The sequence below is a fragment of the Stenotrophomonas sp. STEN008 genome, assembly GCF_056760435.1.
In genome coordinates, this window is record NZ_JBRRET010000018.1 from 61,033 (window position 1) to 79,978 (window position 18,946).

Annotated in this window: 15 protein-coding genes; 5 read left to right on the forward strand and 10 right to left on the reverse strand. The window is 68.2% G+C overall.

Annotated features, from left to right (window positions below; translation table 11 throughout):
* Window positions 1-4 precede the first annotated feature (4 nt).
* Window positions 5-2,347, forward strand: coding sequence for a phosphomannomutase/phosphoglucomutase (locus tag ACVOME_RS10835; protein ID WP_481505080.1), 2,343 nt, complete (start codon window positions 5-7; stop codon window positions 2,345-2,347).
* Between the two features lie 38 nt (window positions 2,348-2,385).
* On the opposite strand, the gene ACVOME_RS10840 is transcribed toward ACVOME_RS10835, so the two are convergent.
* From ACVOME_RS10840 to pyrE, 8 genes are all read right to left on the reverse strand, one after another.
* The gene (locus ACVOME_RS10840) at window positions 2,386-3,099 is read right to left on the reverse strand and encodes a response regulator transcription factor (protein ID WP_053516504.1); all 714 of its coding nucleotides are present in this window, start codon (window positions 3,097-3,099) and stop codon (window positions 2,386-2,388) included.
* Window positions 3,080-5,734, reverse strand: a complete 2,655-nt coding sequence (locus ACVOME_RS10845; protein ID WP_481505081.1) for an ATP-binding protein — start codon at window positions 5,732-5,734, stop codon at window positions 3,080-3,082. Before ACVOME_RS10845 ends, ACVOME_RS10840 begins: the two co-directional genes overlap by 20 nt.
* A 36-nt stretch (window positions 5,735-5,770) precedes the next feature.
* Window positions 5,771-6,421 (reverse strand): potassium-transporting ATPase subunit KdpC, encoded by a 651-nt coding sequence (gene kdpC, locus ACVOME_RS10850; RefSeq protein WP_111186476.1) that lies wholly within the window; start codon window positions 6,419-6,421, stop codon window positions 5,771-5,773.
* Complete coding sequence (kdpB, locus tag ACVOME_RS10855; protein ID WP_481505082.1) at window positions 6,418-8,475, reverse strand: potassium-transporting ATPase subunit KdpB; 2,058 nt, start codon at window positions 8,473-8,475, stop codon at window positions 6,418-6,420. The genes kdpC and kdpB overlap by 4 nt, the downstream gene beginning before the upstream one ends.
* 10 nt (window positions 8,476-8,485) lie before the next feature.
* Window positions 8,486-10,192 carry a potassium-transporting ATPase subunit KdpA gene (gene kdpA, locus ACVOME_RS10860; protein ID WP_481505083.1) on the reverse strand — a complete coding sequence of 569 codons (1,707 nt, stop codon included), beginning with the start codon at window positions 10,190-10,192 and terminating at the stop codon, window positions 8,486-8,488.
* Window positions 10,193-10,204: 12 nt separating this feature from the next.
* Window positions 10,205-10,297, reverse strand: a complete 93-nt coding sequence (locus tag ACVOME_RS10865) for a potassium-transporting ATPase subunit F (protein WP_053516498.1) — start codon at window positions 10,295-10,297, stop codon at window positions 10,205-10,207.
* Between the two features lie 174 nt (window positions 10,298-10,471).
* Window positions 10,472-11,134 carry a hypothetical protein gene (locus ACVOME_RS10870; RefSeq protein ID WP_065174232.1) on the reverse strand — a complete coding sequence of 221 codons (663 nt, stop codon included), beginning with the start codon at window positions 11,132-11,134 and terminating at the stop codon, window positions 10,472-10,474.
* A 19-nt stretch (window positions 11,135-11,153) separates the two neighbouring features.
* Entirely contained in the window at window positions 11,154-11,813 is a 660-nt protein-coding gene (pyrE, locus tag ACVOME_RS10875) for an orotate phosphoribosyltransferase (RefSeq protein ID WP_065174233.1), read from the reverse strand.
* Between the two features lie 162 nt (window positions 11,814-11,975).
* Between pyrE and ACVOME_RS10880 the strand changes: the two genes are divergently transcribed.
* The 3 genes from ACVOME_RS10880 to ACVOME_RS10890 all read left to right on the forward strand — a co-directional run bounded on the left by ACVOME_RS10880 (window position 11,976) and on the right by ACVOME_RS10890 (window position 14,386).
* Window positions 11,976-12,776 (forward strand): exodeoxyribonuclease III, encoded by an 801-nt coding sequence (locus ACVOME_RS10880; protein WP_053516492.1) that lies wholly within the window; start codon window positions 11,976-11,978, stop codon window positions 12,774-12,776.
* Window positions 12,773-14,077, forward strand: a complete 1,305-nt coding sequence (locus ACVOME_RS10885; protein WP_065181996.1) for an AmpG family muropeptide MFS transporter — start codon at window positions 12,773-12,775, stop codon at window positions 14,075-14,077. Before ACVOME_RS10880 ends, ACVOME_RS10885 begins: the two co-directional genes overlap by 4 nt.
* Before the next feature lie 78 nt (window positions 14,078-14,155).
* On the forward strand, window positions 14,156-14,386 hold the full coding sequence (locus ACVOME_RS10890) for a hypothetical protein (protein ID WP_053516488.1): 231 nt from the start codon (window positions 14,156-14,158) through the stop codon (window positions 14,384-14,386).
* A gap of 113 nt (window positions 14,387-14,499) precedes the next feature.
* Here ACVOME_RS10890 and ACVOME_RS10895 read toward each other — a convergent pair whose 3' ends face one another.
* Complete coding sequence (locus ACVOME_RS10895; protein WP_481505084.1) at window positions 14,500-15,627, reverse strand: anhydro-N-acetylmuramic acid kinase; 1,128 nt, start codon at window positions 15,625-15,627, stop codon at window positions 14,500-14,502.
* A gap of 64 nt (window positions 15,628-15,691) precedes the next feature.
* Window positions 15,692-17,164, reverse strand: a complete 1,473-nt coding sequence (locus ACVOME_RS10900; protein ID WP_053516486.1) for a M23 family metallopeptidase — start codon at window positions 17,162-17,164, stop codon at window positions 15,692-15,694.
* 168 nt (window positions 17,165-17,332) lie between these two features.
* Between ACVOME_RS10900 and tyrS the strand changes: the two genes are divergently transcribed.
* Window positions 17,333-18,544 carry a tyrosine--tRNA ligase gene (gene tyrS, locus ACVOME_RS10905; protein WP_262100889.1) on the forward strand — a complete coding sequence of 404 codons (1,212 nt, stop codon included), beginning with the start codon at window positions 17,333-17,335 and terminating at the stop codon, window positions 18,542-18,544.
* Window positions 18,545-18,946 lie beyond the last annotated feature (402 nt).

The following is an 18,946-nucleotide window of genomic DNA, read 5'->3' on the forward strand; positions in this document are numbered from 1 at the left end:
ATTGATGAGCGGCATCGGGGAAAGGCAGCAGGGACGGTCGTTGGGGCGCAGCGCACCGCTGCTGGCAGTGCTGCTCGTGTTGCTGGCCGGCTGGTTCGGCTGGAGCGCCGTGCAGCAGTGGCGCCAGGAGGCAGGTGGCAAGGCGCTGGAAGAGGCGCGTGACCAGGCCGTGCAGGGCCTGCAACAGGCCGCCAGTGGCCAGTTGCAGCAGCTGCAGCAGCAGTTGAAGAACGAGCGCCTGCAGCAGGCGCTGCAGGCCGGCGATGCGTCCGCCGCTGCGCTGGCCCTGCGCGAGAGCTGGTCCGGCGTGGAGCGGGTGGAGGTGCTGGGCGCCGACCTGGCCGCTGCCTACGCCGATCCGGCCACCTTTGGCTATGCGCGCCTGGCCCTGCTGGAGCAGGCATTGGGCGAGGACCGGCCGAGCCTGCGGGTGGTCCGCGATGGGGGAGGCAACCGCCTCGGCCTGGCTGCGCCGGTGCAACTGGGCAGTCTGGGGGCGGCGGTGGTCTACGTCCGTCAGCCGCTGCTGCGCCTGACCGCGCCGCTGGATCAGATCCGCGCACCTGCCAGTGGTTTCCTCGGCCTGCGCCAGGGCACGCACGATCTGGTCACCCAGGGCGATTCCGGCCTGGCGCAGATCGCCGAGGCGCAGGCAAGGCCGATTGCCGGCACCCCGCTGCGGCTGGCAGCGGCCGTGCCCAACGTCGAACCCGGCCCGCTCGGTCTGGGCGCGCTGGCCAGCGGCATCGTCGCGCTGCTGCTGGCCTTCATCGCCGTGCTGCTGCTGGTCGGTCGCGATCGCCTGCCGAAGCGCCTGCCGCTGCCGCGGCGCACGTCCGCCGTCGAGGTGGATGAGGGCCCGACGCTGCGCGAGAGCCTGCAGATGGCGCCACCGCAGGTCGCCGAAGCTGCCGCCGACGCCACAGTGGCCCCTCCGCCGCCGGTCCCGGCGGAAGCGCTGGCAGCGGGCATCTTCCGGGCCTACGACATCCGCGGTGTGGTGGGCAGCGAACTGACGGCAAAGACCGCCGCGCTGATCGGCCAGGCCATCGGTACCGCTGCGCTGGAACAGGGCCTGCGCGAGGTGGTGATCGGCCGTGACGGGCGCCTGTCCGGCCCCGAGCTGGCAGCCGGCCTGGCCGAAGGCCTGCGCCGTGCCGGCTGCGCGGTCATCGACATCGGCCTGGCGCCCACGCCGGTCGTCTATTACGCCGCATTCCACCTGCGTACCGGCACCTGCGTGGCGGTGACCGGCAGCCACAATCCTCCCGAGTACAACGGCTTCAAGGTCGTCATCGGCGGCGAAACGCTGTCCGGCGATGCCATCACCGGCCTGTACCAGCGCATCGTCGAGGGTCGCCTTGTGCAGGCGGCCGAACCGGGTGACTACCAGCAGCGCGATGTCGGCGCCGATTACATCCAGCGGATCGCCGACGACGTGCAGCTCGACCGCCCGCTGAAGGTGGTGGCCGACGCCGGCAACGGGGTTGCCGGTGCGCTGGCCCCGCAGCTGCTGGAAGCGATCGGTGCCGAGGTGATTCCGCTTTACTGCGATGTTGATGGCACCTTCCCCAATCATCATCCCGACCCCAGCGAGCCGAACAACCTGCAGGACCTCGTACAGACGGTCAAACGCTTTGGCGCTGATCTCGGCGTGGCCTTCGACGGTGACGGCGACCGCCTGGGCGTGGTCACCGGCGAGGGCAGGATCATCTACGCCGACCGCCTGCTGATGCTCTTCGCCGCCGATGTGCTGATGCGCAATCCCGGGGCGATGGTGATCTACGACGTGAAGTGCACGGGCAAGCTGTCCGACCACGTGCTGCGCAACGGCGGCAGCCCGCTGATGTGGAAGACCGGGCACTCGCTGATGAAGGCGAAGATGCGCGAGACCGATGCCGAGCTGGCGGGCGAGATGAGCGGCCACTTCTTCTTCAAGGAACGCTGGTTCGGCTTCGATGACGGGCTGTACGCCGCCGCGCGCCTGCTGGAGATCCTGGCCCAGCGCGAGGAAACCCCGGATGAGGTGCTGTCCGGACTGCCGGAGATGGTGGCCACACCGGAGCTGAAGGTGCCGGTGTCCGAGGGTACGCCGCACGCCCTGGTGGCGATGCTGGTGGCGGCAGCGCAGTCGCCGGACAACCCGTATGTAGGTGGCCGCCTGTCGACCATCGACGGCCTGCGTGTGGATTTCCCCGACGGCTGGGGACTGGTGCGCGCCTCCAACACCACCCCGGTACTGGTGCTGCGCTTCGAGGGCGACGACGAGGCGGCGCTGGAGCGCATCCAGGCACTGTTCCGCAGCCAGCTGCAGCCGATCGTCGGCGACACCCCGCTGGGGTTCTGATCGATCCGGGTGGGTGCCGACCGTTGGTCGGCACACCCTCACCCCTTGAACCGCAATCCGACGCCAGGTTCGGTGAACAGGTAGCGTGAATCCAGCGCCGAATCGCCCAGCTTGTGCCGCAGCTTGCCCACCAGGATGCGCAGGTAGTGCGTGTCGTGCTGGTGGGTGGGTCCCCAGATCTCCTGCAGGATCTGCGGCTGGGTGACCACCCGGCCGGCATTGCGCAGCAGCAGCGACAGCAGCGCGTACTCCTTGCGGGTCAGCGCCACCGGTTCGCCCGCGATCGCCACTTCCCGGCGCACCAGGTCCACATGCAGATGGCCGTCGTCGAATACCGGAGGCGTGCCATCGGTCGGCACGCTGCGTGTCCGCAACAGCGCGCGCACCCGCGCCATCAGTTCCTGCGTGCCGAAGGGCTTGGTCACATAGTCGTTGGCACCGTTGTCCAGCGCCCGCACCTTTTCCGCTTCTCCGGCACGTACGGTCAGCATGATGACCGGGACCTGGCTCCATTGCCGCAGCTGCTCCAGCACCTGGTGGCCCTCCATGTCCGGCAGGCCGATATCCAGGATCACCAGGTCCATATCCTCGCTGGCAGCCAGCTGCAGGCCCTCCTGGCCGGTCGCGGCCTGCCTGACCTGATAGCCCTGCGCCCGCAGGCTGATATCCAGGAAACGGCGGATCTGGGTCTCGTCATCGATCACCAGCACGCGCGGGGCCGGTACGCTCGCATCAATCGGGGTCGGGCTCATCGTGGGAGGCTGGCTTGAGCAGGGGCAGGGTGATGCGGATCAGGGTACCGCGACGGTCACGTCCCGGCAGCGCCTGCACGCTGCCGCCATGCGCGCCGATCATTCCCTGGCAGATGGTCAGGCCCAGACCGGTACCATGGCGGCCACGGTCGCCACGCTCGACGCTGTAGAACATGTCGAAGATGCGTGCCCGCTCTTCGTCGGGGATGCCGGGACCGGCATCGATCACGTCGATGCGCAGTTGGCCGTCCAGTTCGCGCGCCTGCACCTGTACCGCGGCATCGGCGGGGGAGAACTTGGCCGCATTCTCCATGACATTGAATACCGCCTGCTCGACCAGCGCCGGATGCACCCAGATCGGCGCCAGGGTCGGCGGGATATCCAGTTCCAGCCTCACGTTGGGCTGGTAGCGCTGCAGCCGTCGCGCGGCCGACCCGATCAACTCGTCCACCCCGATCCAGTCGCGGTTGATCTTCAGGCCTTCGTGGCCCAGCCGGGTCATGTCCAGCAGGTTCTGGATGTAGCGGTCCAGCCGTTCGCCTTCGACCAGGATGGTGTCCAGCAGCGCGCGGCGGTCAGCCACGTCCATCGCCGTGCCATAGCTGGCCAGGCTGTCGGCCGATCCGATCATCGCCGCCAGCGGCGAGCGCAGATCGTGCGATACCGAAGACAACAGAGCAGAGCGCAGGCGCTCGGTCTCGTTGCTGACGTGCGCCCGCTCCAGCTCGGCCACCAGCCGCGTGCGCAATGCCGCCTGGGCAATGTCGTCCACCATCGCTTCGGCCAGCTGGCGCTGCTCGGGCAGCAGGCGTGCACCTGGCAGATACAGGCCGGCCACGCCGATTGCACGGTCCTCGCCATCAAGCAGGGGCAGGAACCACCATTGCGCGCCGGCCAGCGTATCGGTGAAACGCCCGCTGGGCTGGCCGTGGCGCAGCGCCCAGTCGGCGGCAGCCAGGTCGGTGTCGCCGGGCAGGGTGCGGCCGCCGGCGGTGGTGTCCACGCCGATCCGCAGCCATGCCGGCACGTCCATTGCCTGCTCCAGCGCATGGCGGCCGGCCAGTGCCACCTCGCCATCGCCGGCAGCGCTGGCCAGCTGTCGCCCCAGCTGCTGCCGCGCGCGCGCATGCCGGTTGGCGGCCCGCAGGGCGATCACCTGCATGCGCAGCCGTGATGCCAGGCGCCCGGCCACCAGTGCCGCTGCCAGGAACAGGAACACGGTGATCACGCCTTGGCGTGCGCCGATGGCGAAGGTGAAGCGTGGTGCGATGAACAGGAAGTTGTAGGCGAGGAAGCACAGGATCGCGGCCATGACCGCCACGCTGGCGCGGGTGCGGGCTGCGACCAGCACGACCGCCACGATGAACACCATCGACAGGTCGGCCATGCCCACCCAGCGTTCAACCAGCCACGCGACCAGGCAGGCCAGCGCGGTGGCGAGCAGGGCCTGCAGTGGTTCGTGGTTGATGCCGCGCGCCGGCGGCAACAGGCCTTCGCGGCGTGAACGCGCACGTGCCTGCGGCGTGCTGATGATGGTGATCTCGTAGTGCGCACCGCGCTGGATCAGCTGCTGGGTCAGGGTGCGGTTGAACATCCGTGCCAGCGGCCGCTCGCGGGTGCGGCCCAGCACCAGGGTCGAGACACCGTTGTGCGCGGCGTGGTCGAGCAGGGCATCGGCGATGCTGGAGCCATGCAGCAGTTCGGCATCGCCGCCCAGGCGACGTGCCAGCGCGAACGCCGCGTCGATCTCGCGTCGGGTCGCTTCGTCCTGGCGTCGTCCCTGCACCGTCACCACCGTCCACGGCGCATCGCGCCGTTCGGCAATGCGGCGCGCGACCCGCACCAGATACTCGCTCTGCCCGCCACCATCGATCGCCACCAGTACGCCGCGGCGCAGCGGCAGGTTGCCCTCGCCGCGTGCGGCACGGGTCTCGCGCAGGCTGCTGTCGACACGATCAGCGGCTTCCTGCATGGCCAGCTCGCGCAGTGCGGTCAGGTTGGCCGGCGAGAAGAACGCCTGCAGTGCCTGTGCCGCCTGCTCCGGCACGTACACCTTGCCCTGCTGCAGGCGGGCGATCAGTTCGCGTGGCGGCAGGTCCACCAGCACGATGTCGTGCAGGCGGTCGAGCACACCGTCCGGCACGGTTTCGCTGACGCGCACCCCGGTGATGCGCATCACTACGTCGTTGAGGCTTTCCAGGTGCTGGATGTTGACCGTGGTCCAGACATCGATGCCCGCATCCAGCAGCTCCATGACATCCTGCCAGCGTCGCTCGTGGCGGCTGCCCGGTGCATTGCGATGTGCCAGTTCGTCGACCAGCACCAGCGCCGGGCGCCGCGCCAGCACGGCATCCAGGTCCATTTCCTGCAGGGCGTGGCCGTGGTAGGCCACGTCCTTCAGCGGCAGCCGTGGCAGTCCTTCCAGCAACGCCTGGGTATCGGCACGGCCATGCGTCTCCACCAGCCCCACCACCAGGTCGACCCCGCGGCGCAGCTGTTCCTGCGCGCGGTTGAGCATCGTGTAGGTCTTGCCCACGCCCGGCGCCGCGCCGAGGAATACCGTCAGCTTGCCACCGGCTTCGCGTTGCAGGCCTTCCACCAGGGCGTCGGCCTGGCGGGTTCGCAGGTCAGTCATGGCGGCCATTGTGCGCGCAGCGGGTGCACGATCGCATCACGGCCTGGCGGCTGCGTGGTCCAGCGCGAAGTTCAGCGTCACCACGTTCACCCGCGGCTGGCCGAACAGACCCCATTGGCGTCCCTCGGTGTGGGCCTGCAGCAGCGCCTGCACACGTTCCACCGGCAGGCCCCGGGCACGCGCCACGCGGGCCACCTGCAGCTGCGCCGCCGCCGGCGTCAGCTGCGGATCGAGCCCGCCGCCGGATTGGGTGACGAGGTCTGCCGGCACCTGGTCCGGTGCGACGCCTTCGCGCGCTGCGACCGCAGCCGTGCTTGCGGCGACGCGCTCGGTCAACGCAGGGTTGCTGCGTGCCAGGTTGGAGCCGGCCGCCGCCATCGGGTCATAGTTGGCGGCCGATGGCCGCGCCTGGAAGTAGCCATCGCCAGCGAACGGCTGCGCCAGCCACGCCGACGCACGCACCTGGCCGCTGCCATCGCGCAGCAGGCTGCCTTCGGCCTGCATCGGGTAAGCCAGGCCGGCAAAACCGGTGGCGATGCCGGCGTAGACCGCACCGGCCAGCAGCAGGGTCGCCACACCCAGGCCGATCGCCGGGCGCCAGCTGGCGTCGTCCTGCAGGCGGGCCATGCGGGATGCGGCCTTTGCTTCGCGCGGAAGGGAAGAAGAAGTGGAAGCAGAGCGGTTCATGAGCCGGATACCAGGACAAGAAGGAGGTCGATCGCCTTGATCGCCGCGAACGGCAGCAGCACGCCACCCAGGCCGTACACCAGCATGTTCCGGCGCAGAAGCGCGGTGGCCGTGGCCGGGCGGAAGCGCACGCCCCGCAGAGCCAGCGGAATCAGAGCGGGAATCACCAGGGCGTTGAAGATCAGCGCGGCCAGCACCGCGTTGCGCGGACTCGACAGCTGCATCACGTTCAGCGCCGCCATCGCAGGTACCGCCGCGGCGAACAGCGCCGGCAGGATCGCGAAGTACTTGGAGACATCGTTGGCCAGCGAGAAGGTGGTCAGCGCGCCGCGGGTGATCAGCTGCTGCTTGCCTACTTCCACCACCGCCAGCAGCTTGGCCGGATCCGAATCCAGGTCGACCATGTTGCCGGCTTCCTTGGCGGCCTGCGTGCCGGAGTTCATGGCCAGCCCGATGTCGGCCTGGGCCAGCGCCGGCGCATCGTTGGTGCCATCGCCGACCATCGCCACCAGACGGCCCCCGGCCTGTTCCTGGCGGATGCGTGCCAGCTTGTCCTCGGGCCGGGCTTCGGCGATGTAGTCGTCGACGCCGGCTTCGGCAGCGATGGCGGCCGCGGTCAGCGGGTTGTCACCGGTGATCATCACCGTCCGGATGCCCATCGCCCGCAGCTGTGCGAACTTCTCGCGCATGCCGTGCTTGACCACGTCCGACAGTTCGATCACGCCCAGCACATGGCGACCTTCCGCCACCACCAGCGGCGTGGCGCCGTTGCGGGCGACCTGTTCGACGCGCCCGCCCAGCTCGGCCGGCACCACGCCTCCCTGCGCCTGCACATGGTTGCGGATCGCATCCAGCGCACCCTTGCGGATCTGCCGGCCATGGGCAAGGTCAACGCCGGACATGCGGGTCTGCGCACTGAAGGCCAGGTAGACGGCCTGCTCCGGCTCGGCGGTGGTGCACCCCTGCTCGCGTGCCAGGCGCACGATCGACTTGCCTTCCGGGGTCGGGTCGGCCAGCGAGGACAACAGGGCCGCGTCGCGCAGCTGGCTGGCGTCGATCCCGGCCAACGCATGGAAGTGGCTGGCCTGGCGGTCGCCGTAGGTGATGGTGCCGGTCTTGTCCAGCAGCAGCACATCGACGTCGCCGGCCACTTCCACCGCCTTGCCCGACTTGGCCAGCACGTTGGCCGCCAGGGCGCGGTTCATGCCGGCGATGCCGATGGCCGGCAGCAATCCGCCGATGGTGGTCGGGATCAGGCAGACCAGCAGTGCGATCAGCAGCAGTGGATCGACCTGGACGCCGACATGGGCGCCGATGGCCGGCAATGTCGCCACCACCACCAGGAAGGTCAGCGTCATCGCCGCCAGCAGCAGGGTCAGGGCGACCTCGTTCGGTGTCTTCTGCCGGTTGGCGCCTTCCACCAGCGCGATCATCCGGTCCAGGAAGCTGTGGCCCGGCTCGGCGGTCACACGCACGACGATCTGGTCGGACAGCACCTTGGTACCGCCGATCACGCCGGAGCGATCGGTACCCGCTTCGCGCAGCACCGGTGCCGATTCGCCGGTTACCGCCGCTTCGTTGATGGTGGCCAGGCCCTGCACGATCTCGCCATCGGCTGGCACCAGCTCGCCGGCACTGACGATGACGTGGTCGCCCGGGCGCAGTTCGGCGGCCGGCACCTGCGTTTCTGCGACTCCTGGCTGCGGGGCGGCCAGTCGGCGCGCCACCAGGTCCTGGCGGGCACGGCGCAACGATGCGGCCTGGCCCCGCCCGCGTGCTTCGGCGACGGCCTCGGCGAAGTTGCCGAACAATACGGTGACCAGCAGGATCGCGGTCACCGCCAGGCCGAAGCCCAGTGGAGCGTTGCCGGTCAGGGTGATGGTCGCGGCGACGATCGTGCCGGCCATCACCACCGCCATCACCGGGCTGCGCACCAGATGCATCGGTGAAAGCTTGCGTACGGCGTCGACCAGTGCGCGGCGCAGGCCGGCCGCATCGAGCAGGGCAGGGCGTGACGCAAGCGGGTTACGGGTTGAGGTTGTGTGGCTACTCATGGGGGTGTCCTCAATGCAGTCCCAGGCTCAGGTGGTCGGCGATCGGGCCAAGCACCAGCGCCGGCATGAACTGCAGCACGGTCAGGATGACGATCACCGACACCAGGGTCAGGGCGAACGTCGGGGTTTCGATCTGCAGGCTGCCCGCTGATTCCGGTGCCTGCCGCTTGGCGGCGAGCTGGGCAGCAACCACCAGCGGAATCACCAGCAGCGGAAAGCGACCCAGCAGCAGCACCAGCGAGCAGCTCAGGTTCCACCACGGCGTGGCATCACCCAGTCCCTCGAAGCCCGAACCGTTGTTGGCGTAGGCCGATACGTATTCGTAGAACACCTGGCTGATGCCGTGGAAGCCGGGATTGGAGGTGCCGGCCAGGCCGGGCACGGCCAGAGTGACCGCGGTGAACACCAGCAGGGTGATGGGCTGCAGCAGCACCAGCAGGGCCAGCAGGCGCACCTGCGGGGTCTCCAGCTTGCGACCGAACAGTTCCGGCGTCCGGCCCGTCATCAACCCCGCCAGGAACACGCCCAGCAACAGGTAGACGATGAACTGCTGCAGGCCGCAGCCGATGCCACCCCAGATCGCACTGACCAGCATGTTGACCAGGGCAATGCCACCGCTCAGCGGGGCCAGCGAATCGTGCATGCCGTTCACCGAGCCATTGGACACCTGCGTCGTCACCGCCGCCCACAACGCGGTGCCGTCGGCGCCGAAACGTACTTCCTTGCCCTCCATCAGCAGGGGCGTGGCCGCACTGGCACTGTGGCCTTCGCTCCACACCATGGCGCCGGTGGACAGCAGCGACATTCCCAGCATGCAGACGAACACCAGCGCGCCGAAGCGACGTCGCCCGGTGAATGCCCCGATCATGAAGATCACCGCCATCGGTACCAGCAGGATGCCGATCACTTCGAGAAGGTTCGAAACCGGCGTCGGATTCTCCAGCGGGAAGCTGCTGTTCGGGCCATACCAGCCGCCGCCATTGGCGCCCAGCTGCTTGGCGGCGACCATCGCCGCGACCGGACCCAGCGGCAGCTTCTGCGTCGTCATGCCGGCGGAGGCATCGATCGGCGTAGCCTGCGGCCCCGCCGCCAGCGTCGACGGCACGCCCTGGCTGGTCAGCAGCACTGTCCACAGCAGGCACAGCGGCAACAGGACGCGCACGCACAGGCGCACCACGTCGGCGTAGTAGTTGCCCACTGCGACCTGGCGGTCATCGCCGGCGCTGCCTGTGGCCGACTGCGGCGCCGGCGCGAACAGCGCGCGCAGTGTGGCCACCGCCAGCGCCAGGCCCATCATCGGGGTCACCACCTGCAGACCGGTGATCCCGGTCATCTGCGAGAGGTAGGACAGCTGCGCCTGGCCCGAATAGTGCTGCTGGTTGGTGTTGGTCAGGAACGAGATCATCGTGTGCAGCGCGGTGTCCCAGCGCATGTTCGGGATCTGGTCCGGATTCATCGGCAACCACGCCTGGGTCATGAACACCGCCAGGGTCAGCACCGCCACCACCCCATTGCTGAGCAGGAAGGCCAGCACGTAGCCACGCCAGGACATCGAGCGGGCGGGATCGACGCCGAAGACCTTGTACAGCGGCGTTTCGATCCAACGGAACAGCACGTCGACCTTCATCGGCGTGCCGCGCATCACGCGCGCCAGGTACAGTCCCAGCGGCCATGCCAGCGCGACGCTGGCAGCAAGAATGACAAGAATTTCAATCATGGCCGGCTCCGCTCAGAACGACTCGGGCCGCAGCACGACATACAGAAGATAGGCGGCGGCGATCAGCACCAGCACGCCACACACCAACGACAGCCAGGGGGACATGGGAATTGCGTCCTGGTGGAACCCCTCCACCTCAGGCCGTCATGGTCGGCCTGCGCCCCGTAAACGCACTACCCGGCGGACCGGGCCGGCGCGTAAAGACTGCATAAATTCCGCGCGTCAGGCCGTAACCTGGCCACGGGTAGCGCCGGGCCATGCCCGGCGGCAGGAGCGTTTTCAGCCAGCCGGGGCAGCCGGCGCCAGGCCCTTTAGCTCGCGATAGCGCTGCAGGGTGCTTTCGATCTCCGCCTTCAACGCCTGCTGCTGCTGCAGGAAGCCGGACTGCAGGCGCTGCTGCGACTGCAGCTGTACGTGCCGCTGGCGGATCGCTTCGGCCTGCGGGTCGCCCACCTTGGCGCCCGCCAGCTCGCGGTCGCCGGCCGCCGACAGCAGCGCGACCAGCGATTCACGCAGGCTGGCCACGTTGTACTGGGCGGTCTTGAGGTTGTTGTCGAGCACTTCCTGGCGCTCGGCGAACACCCGCCGCAGGTCGTCTTCGCTGCCGTAGGTGGTCAGCATCGCCTGCTCGGTGCGCTGGCGGGTCTGCTCGGCCATCCGGTCCAGCTGCTGCTGTGCCGCCGCGGTACTGGCGGCGGCACGTTCTTCGTCGGTCAGCGCGCGCTGCACCTGCGCATTGCGCAGCCCACTGCGGGCATTGAACTCGTCGCGCGCGTGGTTGACCGCATCGGCAGGAAGCGCATCGCTGCAGATCCGCTCCTGGCCCTCGTTCCAGCAGTACAGCTTCTTCTCGACCTTGTCGCCGCCCCGCGACTGCCCCGCCACGGTGAACGGCAGGGCCAGCAGCAGGCCGGCGAAGAGAACAGCAGGAATTCGGGACATGCGACCTTCCCCCTGGCGGTCAGCGTGTGGAGCGGACGCCGTACTGGGCCCGATAGGCTTCCAGCGGCTGCCGGTAGCCGACAAGTTCCGGGTTTCCCGAGGCGAAATCAAGCAGGTCGCCCAGCGAAGCCACTGCGATCACCGGGATGCCGGCTTCCTCGGCCACTGCCTGCGCCGCGGAGCGGCGATCGGCTTCCGAAGCGATCTCCTGGCGATCCAGAGCGACCACAATGCCGGCCGGAGTGCCGCCTGCCGCGCGGATGATGGCCAGCGCTTCGCGGATCGCAGTACCCGCAGTGATCACGTCATCGACGATCAGCACGCGCTTGCCATTCATGTCGGCGCCGATCAGCTGGCCGCCTTCGCCATGGTCCTTGGCTTCCTTGCGGTTGAACGACAGCGGCAGGTCGCGGCCACGCTGGGCCAGCTCGCAGGCCATTGCCGTGGCCAGCGGAATGCCCTTGTAGGCCGGGCCGAACACCACGTCGTACTTGACCCCGCTGGCGTCGATGGCATCGGCATAACAGGCGCCGAGCTGGGACAGCAGCGAGCCGGAGTCGAAGCGACCGGCGTTGAAGAAATAGGGGCTCAGCCGGCCGGACTTGAGGGTGAACTGGCCGAAGCGCAGGGCGTCGGCGGTCAGGGCCAGCTGCAGGAAACGGTGACGGTGGTCGCTCATCAAAACTCGATTCATCTTCATTTGGAGCACAAATCCTAATGCAGCCGGGCCTTCCGCGCTCGTCGGCGCTCTTCCGGGGGGCCGTCCGGCCGCGTCCGCCGGACTGCGCAGCCCAGCAGCCAACCGGTATGCTTGCCCGGTTTCCCGCCGTAGATCCCCTGCATGCGCATCATCAGTTTCAACGCCAATGGCATCCGTTCCGCCGCGACCAAAGGCTTCCTCGACTGGTTCCGCGCCCAGGACGCCGACGTCCTGTGCCTCCAGGAGACCAAGGCCCAGGAAGACCAGCTGACCGACCCGATGTTCCGGCCCGACGGACACCATTGCTTCTACCGCGATGCCATCACCAAGAAGGGCTACAGCGGCGTGGCGATCTACAGCAGGCGGGAACCGGACCAGGTCATCACCTCGCTGGGCTGGGCGCCGTTCGACGATGAGGGGCGCTATATCGAGGCGCGCTTCGGCAACCTCAGCGTGGTGTCCTTCTACATTCCGTCCGGCAGCTCCGGCGACCTGCGCCAGGGATTCAAGTTCGAAGTGATGGAGTGGCTGCGGCCGATCCTGGAGGAGTGGGCGCGCAGCGGTCGCGACTACGTGCTGTGTGGCGACTGGAACATCGTGCGGTCGGCGCTGGACATCAGGAACTGGAAGTCCAACCAGAAGAATTCCGGCTGTCTGCCCGAAGAGCGCGACTGGCTCAACGCGCTGTGCGCCGATCATGGCCAGGCCACCGACGTGGCGGCCGGTCGTGGCTGGGCCGATGCGTATCGCCTGCTCAATCCCACCGGGGAGGACTACACCTGGTGGAGCAACCGCGGGGCGGCCCGCGCCAACAACGTGGGATGGCGCATCGACTACCAGTTCATCACGCCGGGCCTGCGCGACAAACTGCGTGGCTGCTCGATCTACCGCGAAGAGCGCTTCTCCGACCACGCCCCGTTCACCGTGGACTACGACCTGTGAGCGAGGCGGCCAGGCCGGTCAGCTACAAAGGCTGGGCAGGAATCAAGCGCGCCTTCGGTACACCGTCGGCGCTGACCATGGCCATGCTGGGTTTCGGCAGTGGCCTGCCGTTCCTGCTGATCGCGTCGCAGACCTTGTCCACGCGCCTGCGCGATGTGGGGCTGGACCTGGGCAGCATCGGCCTGATCAGCCTGGCCAGTTTCTTCTACCTGCTCAAGTTCCTGTGGGCACCGCTGCTGGATCGGTATGCCTTCCCGTTGCTGGGCCGGCTCGGCCGTCGTCGCTCCTGGCTGCTGATATCGCAGGTCATGGTGCTGGTCGGACTGATCGCGCTGGCCTTCGTGCGCCCCGAACAGGGCGTCTGGCCCCTGGTGATGTGGGTGCTGGTGGCGTCCTTTGCCGGCGCCACCCAGGATTCGGCCGTGGATGCCTACCGTATCGAGATCGCGCCGCAGACCGCTCAGGCCGCGCTGGCGGCCACCTACACGTTGGGTTACCGGATCGGCCTGATCCTGGCCGGTGCCGGCGCGCTGTATCTGGCCCAGTTTGAAGGCTGGGTCATCGCGTATCTGGCAATGGCCGCCCTGATGCTGCTGCCGATCATCACCACGCTGCTGTGCGCCGAACCGGAGCGTCCCGCCACCGCCGTGCAGCGCCGCATCGATGTCGCCGAAGCCTTCGTCCAGCCGATCACAAGTTTCTTCAGCCGCAACGGCGTCGCATTGGCGCTGGTGCTGCTGGCCTTTGTCGGCCTGTTCAAGTTCCCTGACCAGGTGATCGGGGTGATGGCGGGGCCGTTCTACCTCGATTCCGGCTTCGACAAGGCCGACATCGCCACGGTCTCCAAACTGTTCGGGGTGTGGATGGGCATCGGCGGTGCCTTCCTGGGAGGCATCGCGGTGGCCGCGTTTGGCTTCCGGCGCATGCTGCTGGTGGCAGCACTGGGCGTGGCGCTGTCCAATCTGGCCTTCCTGCTGATGGCGCACAACCCGGGCAAGCTGTGGGCGTTCTATGCCGCCCTCAGTGCCGACAACCTGTTCCAGGGCTTTGCAGGCACCGTGCTGGTCGCCTTCATGTCGTCGTTGACGGACCGCAACTTCACCGCCACCCAGTATGCGCTGCTGGTCTCCCTGGCCAACCTGCCCGGCAAGTTCGTCGGCGGTGTGTCGGGCTACATCGTCGAGGCCACCTCCTACAGCACGTTCTTCATCCTCAGCTCGGTCACCGTGGTGCCGACCCTGCTGCTGCTGGTCTGGCTGTGGCCGCGCATCGTCGACCGCGGGCCACCGCCGGCCGCCTGATTGCCTGCCCGCCCGGTCTGCGGGATCATCGCCCCCGACGCGCCGAGGGGGCGGTGCCCTGCGAACGGGGAAGTGAGCATGGCTGATGTTGTGCTGCGGGACCTGGACCCGCTGCTGCTGGAACGCATCCGGCGGGTCGCGGTTGCCCGTGGCTGGAGCCACGAACAGACCTGTGCGGCGTTGCTGGAACAAGGGTTGTTCAGCAGCGAGCTGGAGGTCCGCTCCGGTTTTGGCGATACCGAGGTCGATGCGCTCGCTGCGGCCATCATCGCGCTGCAGGCGCTGCCGGCCGGGCAGGGCTTCGATTGATCTGATGCCTCACCGCCGGGGGGGGGCCCGGCGGGCGCGGGGGGGGGCGGGGGGGGGGCGCCGCCGCCCCCCCCCCCCCCCCCCCCCCCCCCCCCCCCGGGGGGGGGGCCACCTCAGGCCAGATGGATCGCGCCGAGAATCCGCGGTCCCTTCGCGCCGGTGACGCTGGGCAGGTTCCCCGTCAGCCCGTCCATCGTCCGCTGCGCCAGCCAGGCGAAGCCCATGGCTTCCACGTACTCCGGGTCCAACCCATGCACGGCGCTGGATTCCACCTGCAGCGCCGGCAGCCGTTCGGCCAGCCGTTTCATCAACTGCCGGTTGTGCACGCCGCCGCCACAGACCAGCAGGCGGCGTGTCTGCGGCTGCTGCGCCAGCAGCGCATCGGCCACGGTCGCCACGGTCAGCTCAAGCAGGGTCGCCTGCACATCGGCAGCGGCGTACTGGCCTTCACCCATGTGCGCCTCCGCCCACGCCAGATGGAACTGTTCGCGACCGGTACTCTTCGGCGGGGGCAGGTCGAACCAGGGGTCCGCACGCCAGCCCGCCAGCAGGGGGCCATCCACCACACCGCTGGCGGCATAGGCGCCTTCGGCATCGAAGGTGCGCCCGGTGTGGCGCTGGCACCAGGCATCCATCAGCGCATTGGCTGGACCGGTGTCGAAGCCGCGTACGGCACCCTCCCGCGGGATCAGGGTCAGATTGGCGATGCCGCCCAGGTTGAGCACGGCCCGGTCCTCGTCGGCCGTGCCCAGCATGCCGAGGTGGAAGGCCGGCATCAGCGGTGCGCCATGACCGCCGGCAGCCACGTCGCGGCGGCGGAAATCGCACACCGTGGTGATCCCGGTCAGCTCGGCGATGCGGTTGCCGTCACCCAGCTGCACGGTGAAGGCCGGATCGGCCAGCGGCCGGTGGCGCACGGTCTGCCCATGCGAGCCGATTGCCCGCACCCGGGTGCGGTCCACGCCGGATTCCTCCAGCAACTGGTTGGCGGCCTCGGCGAAGGCGATCGCGATCCGCGCGTCGAGTTCGCCAAGCTCCTCCAGCGACGCCAGCGGCCCCCCTTCGCCCAGCGCCACCAGCCGCGCGCGCAGCAGGGGCTCCCAGCGCGCCGTCAGGCCATGCACGAAGCGGCAGCCGCCCTCGTCGGGAAACTGCACCAGCGCGGCATCGATACCGTCGGCGCTGGTGCCTGACATCAGGCCCAGGTACAGGGGAGTGTTGGCGTCGGCAGGTGTGCTCATGGCGCGCAAAAAAAAAGGACGCGGCAAGCTTGGGCTGCCGCGTCCTTGTTCGTCAACGCAGGTCTCAGCCGCGCTTGCGCCCGCGGGTCTGCGTGTCCTTGGCGCTGGCCACCTCCGTGGCCGCCTCGTCCCGACCGGTCGGCGCCGGGCTGGCGTCGGCGTAGATCAGCTTCTCCATGCCCTGGATGCGCGCCATCGCCGGCGCGGTCTGGGCGCGGAAGGCGGCCAGCTCGGCGCCCTTGAGCGGCTCCGGCGGCGGCATGGTCACCGTCAGCGGGTTGCGGTGCACGCCGTTGACGCGGAATTCGTAGTGCAGGTGCGGGCCGGTGGCCAGGCCGGTCGAGCCGACATAGCCGATCACCGTGCCCTGCGCCACGCGCTGGCCGGTGCGGATGTTCGCAAAGCGCGACATGTGCCCGTACAGGGTGGTGTGGCCACGACCGTGGTCGAGGATCACCACATTGCCGTAGCCGCGCTGCACGCCGGCGAACTGCACGCGCGCATCGCCGGCCGCCATGATCGGCGTGCCGGTGCGGGCGGCGTAGTCCACGCCCTTGTGCATGCGCATCTTGCCCAGCACCGGGTGCTTGCGCGCGCCGAAGGTCGAGCTCAGGCGCGCGAACGGGATCGGCATGCGGATGAAGCTCTTCTTCAGCGAGCGCCCATTGATGTCGTAGTACTCGGACTTGCCGTTGCGTTCGAAGCGGAAGCCCGAATAGGTCTTGCCGCCGGTGGTGAAGGTCGCTGCCAGGATCTTGCTGGTATCGACCTTTTCGCCCTCGCGCCAGGTCTCATCCATCACCACGCTGAAGCGGTCGCCCGGCTGCAGGTCCTTGGAGAAGTCGATGTCGTACTTGAAGATGTCGTCGGTCATGGTGGCGATCGCCGAGGGTGACAGCCCGGCCCGGCGCGCTGCGGCATACAGCGAACTGGTGATCTCACCACTGGTGACCACCGTGCGCGTGGAGGTCTCGCGCTTGGTCACGGTTTCCTTGATGTTGTCGCCGGCCAGGCTCAGCTCGACCCGGTTCTCGCCGTCGCGGTCGAAGCGGATGCTGCGCAGGTCGCCGGACAGCGGCATGTCGAAGGCGATCTCGGCGCCCGGGCGCAGCTTCGTCAGCGATTCGCGGGCACCGGGGTGGTCCAGGACGCGGTGCAGGGTGGTCGCCGGAATGCCGGCCTGGTCGAACAGCTCGCTGAGGGTCTGGCCACGTTGTACGCGCAGGACCTGCCAGCTGTCACCCGGCACCTGCTGCTGGCGGGCCAGCGACAGCGGCGGCAAGGGCAGGGCCAGGCTGGTGTGGCTGTCGGCGTAGGGGGCGTCGATGGTGTGCGAGAAACCGGGGACGATCGTGGCGACCAGCGCACCGATGGTCGCAAACAGGCTGGCATGCATCCAGTGACGCCGGGTCCAGCGCTCATTGAAGGCGGCGGGAAGATGTTGCCTGAGCTTCCGATGCAGGGCGTTGTCGTGCAGGACGTGAAGGCGTTCCTGGAAGCGCTGCTTGCGTGCGCGCCCTTGTTCGGAGTTGTGCATCGGCGGTTTTTCCTGGCTGGCCCGGGAGCGCGGGCCTGAACGCCGGTTACCATAGACACCTGAGAAAAGCGCGTCAAACCCTTGTGCCCATTGGCTTTTGTGAAGCCAATCGGGTTAACTTGGCTTTAACACCCCCACACAAGAATCGGCGTTGCCGGGAGTAGTCACGTGTCCTCGATTGAAGAAGCCCTTTCCCTGATCGGCCGTGGTGCCGACGAGATCCTCAAGCTCGAGGATCTGCGTGCGCGCCTGCAGGAAGGCCGTCCGCTGCGGATCAAGGCTGGCTTCGACCCCACCGCGCCGGACCTGCATCTGGGTCATACGGTGCTGCTGAACAAGATGCGCCAGTTCCAGGACCTCGGTCATCAGGTCATCTTCCTGATCGGCGACTTCACCGGCATGATCGGCGACCCTTCGGGCAAGAGCCTGACCCGCAAGCCGCTCAGCCGCGAGGATGTGCTGGCCAATGCCCGCACCTACGAGGAACAGGTGTTCAAGGTGCTGGACCGCAGCCGTACCGAAGTCCGCTTCAATTCGGAGTGGTTCGGCAGCATGGGGGCGGCCGACATGATCCGCCTGGCCGGCCAGCACACCGTGGCACGCATGCTGGAGCGCGACGACTTCGCCAAGCGCTACGCCGCACAGCAGTCCATCGCCATCCACGAGTTCCTGTACCCGCTGGTGCAGGGCTACGACTCGGTCGCCCTGGAGGCGGACGTCGAACTGGGTGGTACCGACCAGAAGTTCAACCTGCTGATGGGGCGTGGCCTGCAGGAACACCACGGGCAGAAGCCCCAGGTGGTGCTGACCATGCCGCTGCTGGAAGGCCTGGACGGTGTCAACAAGATGTCCAAGTCGCTGGGCAACTACATCGGCATCAGCGAGCCGGCCATCGACATCGTCACCAAGACCATGAAGGTGGACGATGCCCTGATGTGGCGCTGGATCGAACTGCTGTCCTTCGATATCAGCCAGGCCGAGGCCGCGCAGCTGCGGGAGCAGGTGGCCAGCGGCGGTCTCAACCCGCGCGTGGTGAAGCTGCGCCTGGCGCGGGAGCTGGCAAGCCGCTTCCACGACGCCGCAGCCGCCGAGCAGGCCATTGCCGGCTGGGAAGCGGCGGTGACCGGACAGGGCGACATCACCCAGTTGCCGCTGCAGGACGTGGCGATTCCGGCCGAAGGCCTGCGCATCGCGGCGCTGCTGACCGCTGCCGGGCTGACCCCGAGCAACTCCGAAGCCAACCGCAAGCTCAAGGAGCGCGCCGTCAAGGTGGATGGCGAGGTCGTGGAAGATGGTCAGCAGGTGCTGCAGCCGGGCTTCGAAGGCCTGCTGCAGGTCGGCAAGCGCACATTCGCCCGTGTGCGCCTGATCGCGGCCTGAGACCTGTCGGACGAGCGCCGGGCACACGCCCGGCCGCTCGTGGCGCCGTTCATCGGGCGCCTGTCGGATGAACGGTGCCAACATCCGATGAAAAAAGTCGCCACACCCCCTTCACAAATGGAGCGAACAGGGACATACTTTCCCTCCCCCGTCGCAGGGGCCGCCACCAAGGGGCTTGAGCGACACCAGGGCGCCCATCACCCCGAACGAGATGATCGAACGAAGGTGTTGACGGACTGAAAAAGTCTGGCATAATGGGCGGCTCGCTACGAAGGAAACTTCGCAGCACACGGGAACGGCGCTGAGGCCACTTCCCCGGATCTTTGAAAGTATGCGCAGGTATCTTGTGAAGGCGCCTGCAGGAAGGATGACTGTCCATCTTGCAGACGTTTGATCAAGCAA

What these genes read in the sequence shown, in the direction of transcription:
- ACVOME_RS10895 (WP_481505084.1), bottom strand. Translation starts at nt 15,627, where the DNA reads ATGAGCACACCTGCCGACGCCAACACTCCCCTGTACCTGGGCCTGATG.
- ACVOME_RS10900 (WP_053516486.1), bottom strand. Translation starts at nt 17,164, where the DNA reads ATGCACAACTCCGAACAAGGGCGCGCACGCAAGCAGCGCTTCCAGGAA.
- pyrE (WP_065174233.1), bottom strand. Translation starts at nt 11,813, where the DNA reads ATGAGCGACCACCGTCACCGTTTCCTGCAGCTGGCCCTGACCGCCGAC.
- ACVOME_RS10870 (WP_065174232.1), bottom strand. Translation starts at nt 11,134, where the DNA reads ATGTCCCGAATTCCTGCTGTTCTCTTCGCCGGCCTGCTGCTGGCCCTG.
- ACVOME_RS10840 (WP_053516504.1), bottom strand. Translation starts at nt 3,099, where the DNA reads ATGAGCCCGACCCCGATTGATGCGAGCGTACCGGCCCCGCGCGTGCTG.
- ACVOME_RS10865 (WP_053516498.1), bottom strand. Translation starts at nt 10,297, where the DNA reads ATGTCCCCCTGGCTGTCGTTGGTGTGTGGCGTGCTGGTGCTGATCGCC.
- ACVOME_RS10880 (WP_053516492.1), top strand. Translation starts at nt 11,976, where the DNA reads ATGCGCATCATCAGTTTCAACGCCAATGGCATCCGTTCCGCCGCGACC.
- kdpB (WP_481505082.1), bottom strand. Translation starts at nt 8,475, where the DNA reads ATGAGTAGCCACACAACCTCAACCCGTAACCCGCTTGCGTCACGCCCT.
- kdpC (WP_111186476.1), bottom strand. Translation starts at nt 6,421, where the DNA reads ATGAACCGCTCTGCTTCCACTTCTTCTTCCCTTCCGCGCGAAGCAAAG.
- ACVOME_RS10845 (WP_481505081.1), bottom strand. Translation starts at nt 5,734, where the DNA reads ATGACTGACCTGCGAACCCGCCAGGCCGACGCCCTGGTGGAAGGCCTG.
- ACVOME_RS10835 (WP_481505080.1), top strand. Translation starts at nt 5, where the DNA reads ATGAGCGGCATCGGGGAAAGGCAGCAGGGACGGTCGTTGGGGCGCAGC.
- kdpA (WP_481505083.1), bottom strand. Translation starts at nt 10,192, where the DNA reads ATGATTGAAATTCTTGTCATTCTTGCTGCCAGCGTCGCGCTGGCATGG.
- ACVOME_RS10890 (WP_053516488.1), top strand. Translation starts at nt 14,156, where the DNA reads ATGGCTGATGTTGTGCTGCGGGACCTGGACCCGCTGCTGCTGGAACGC.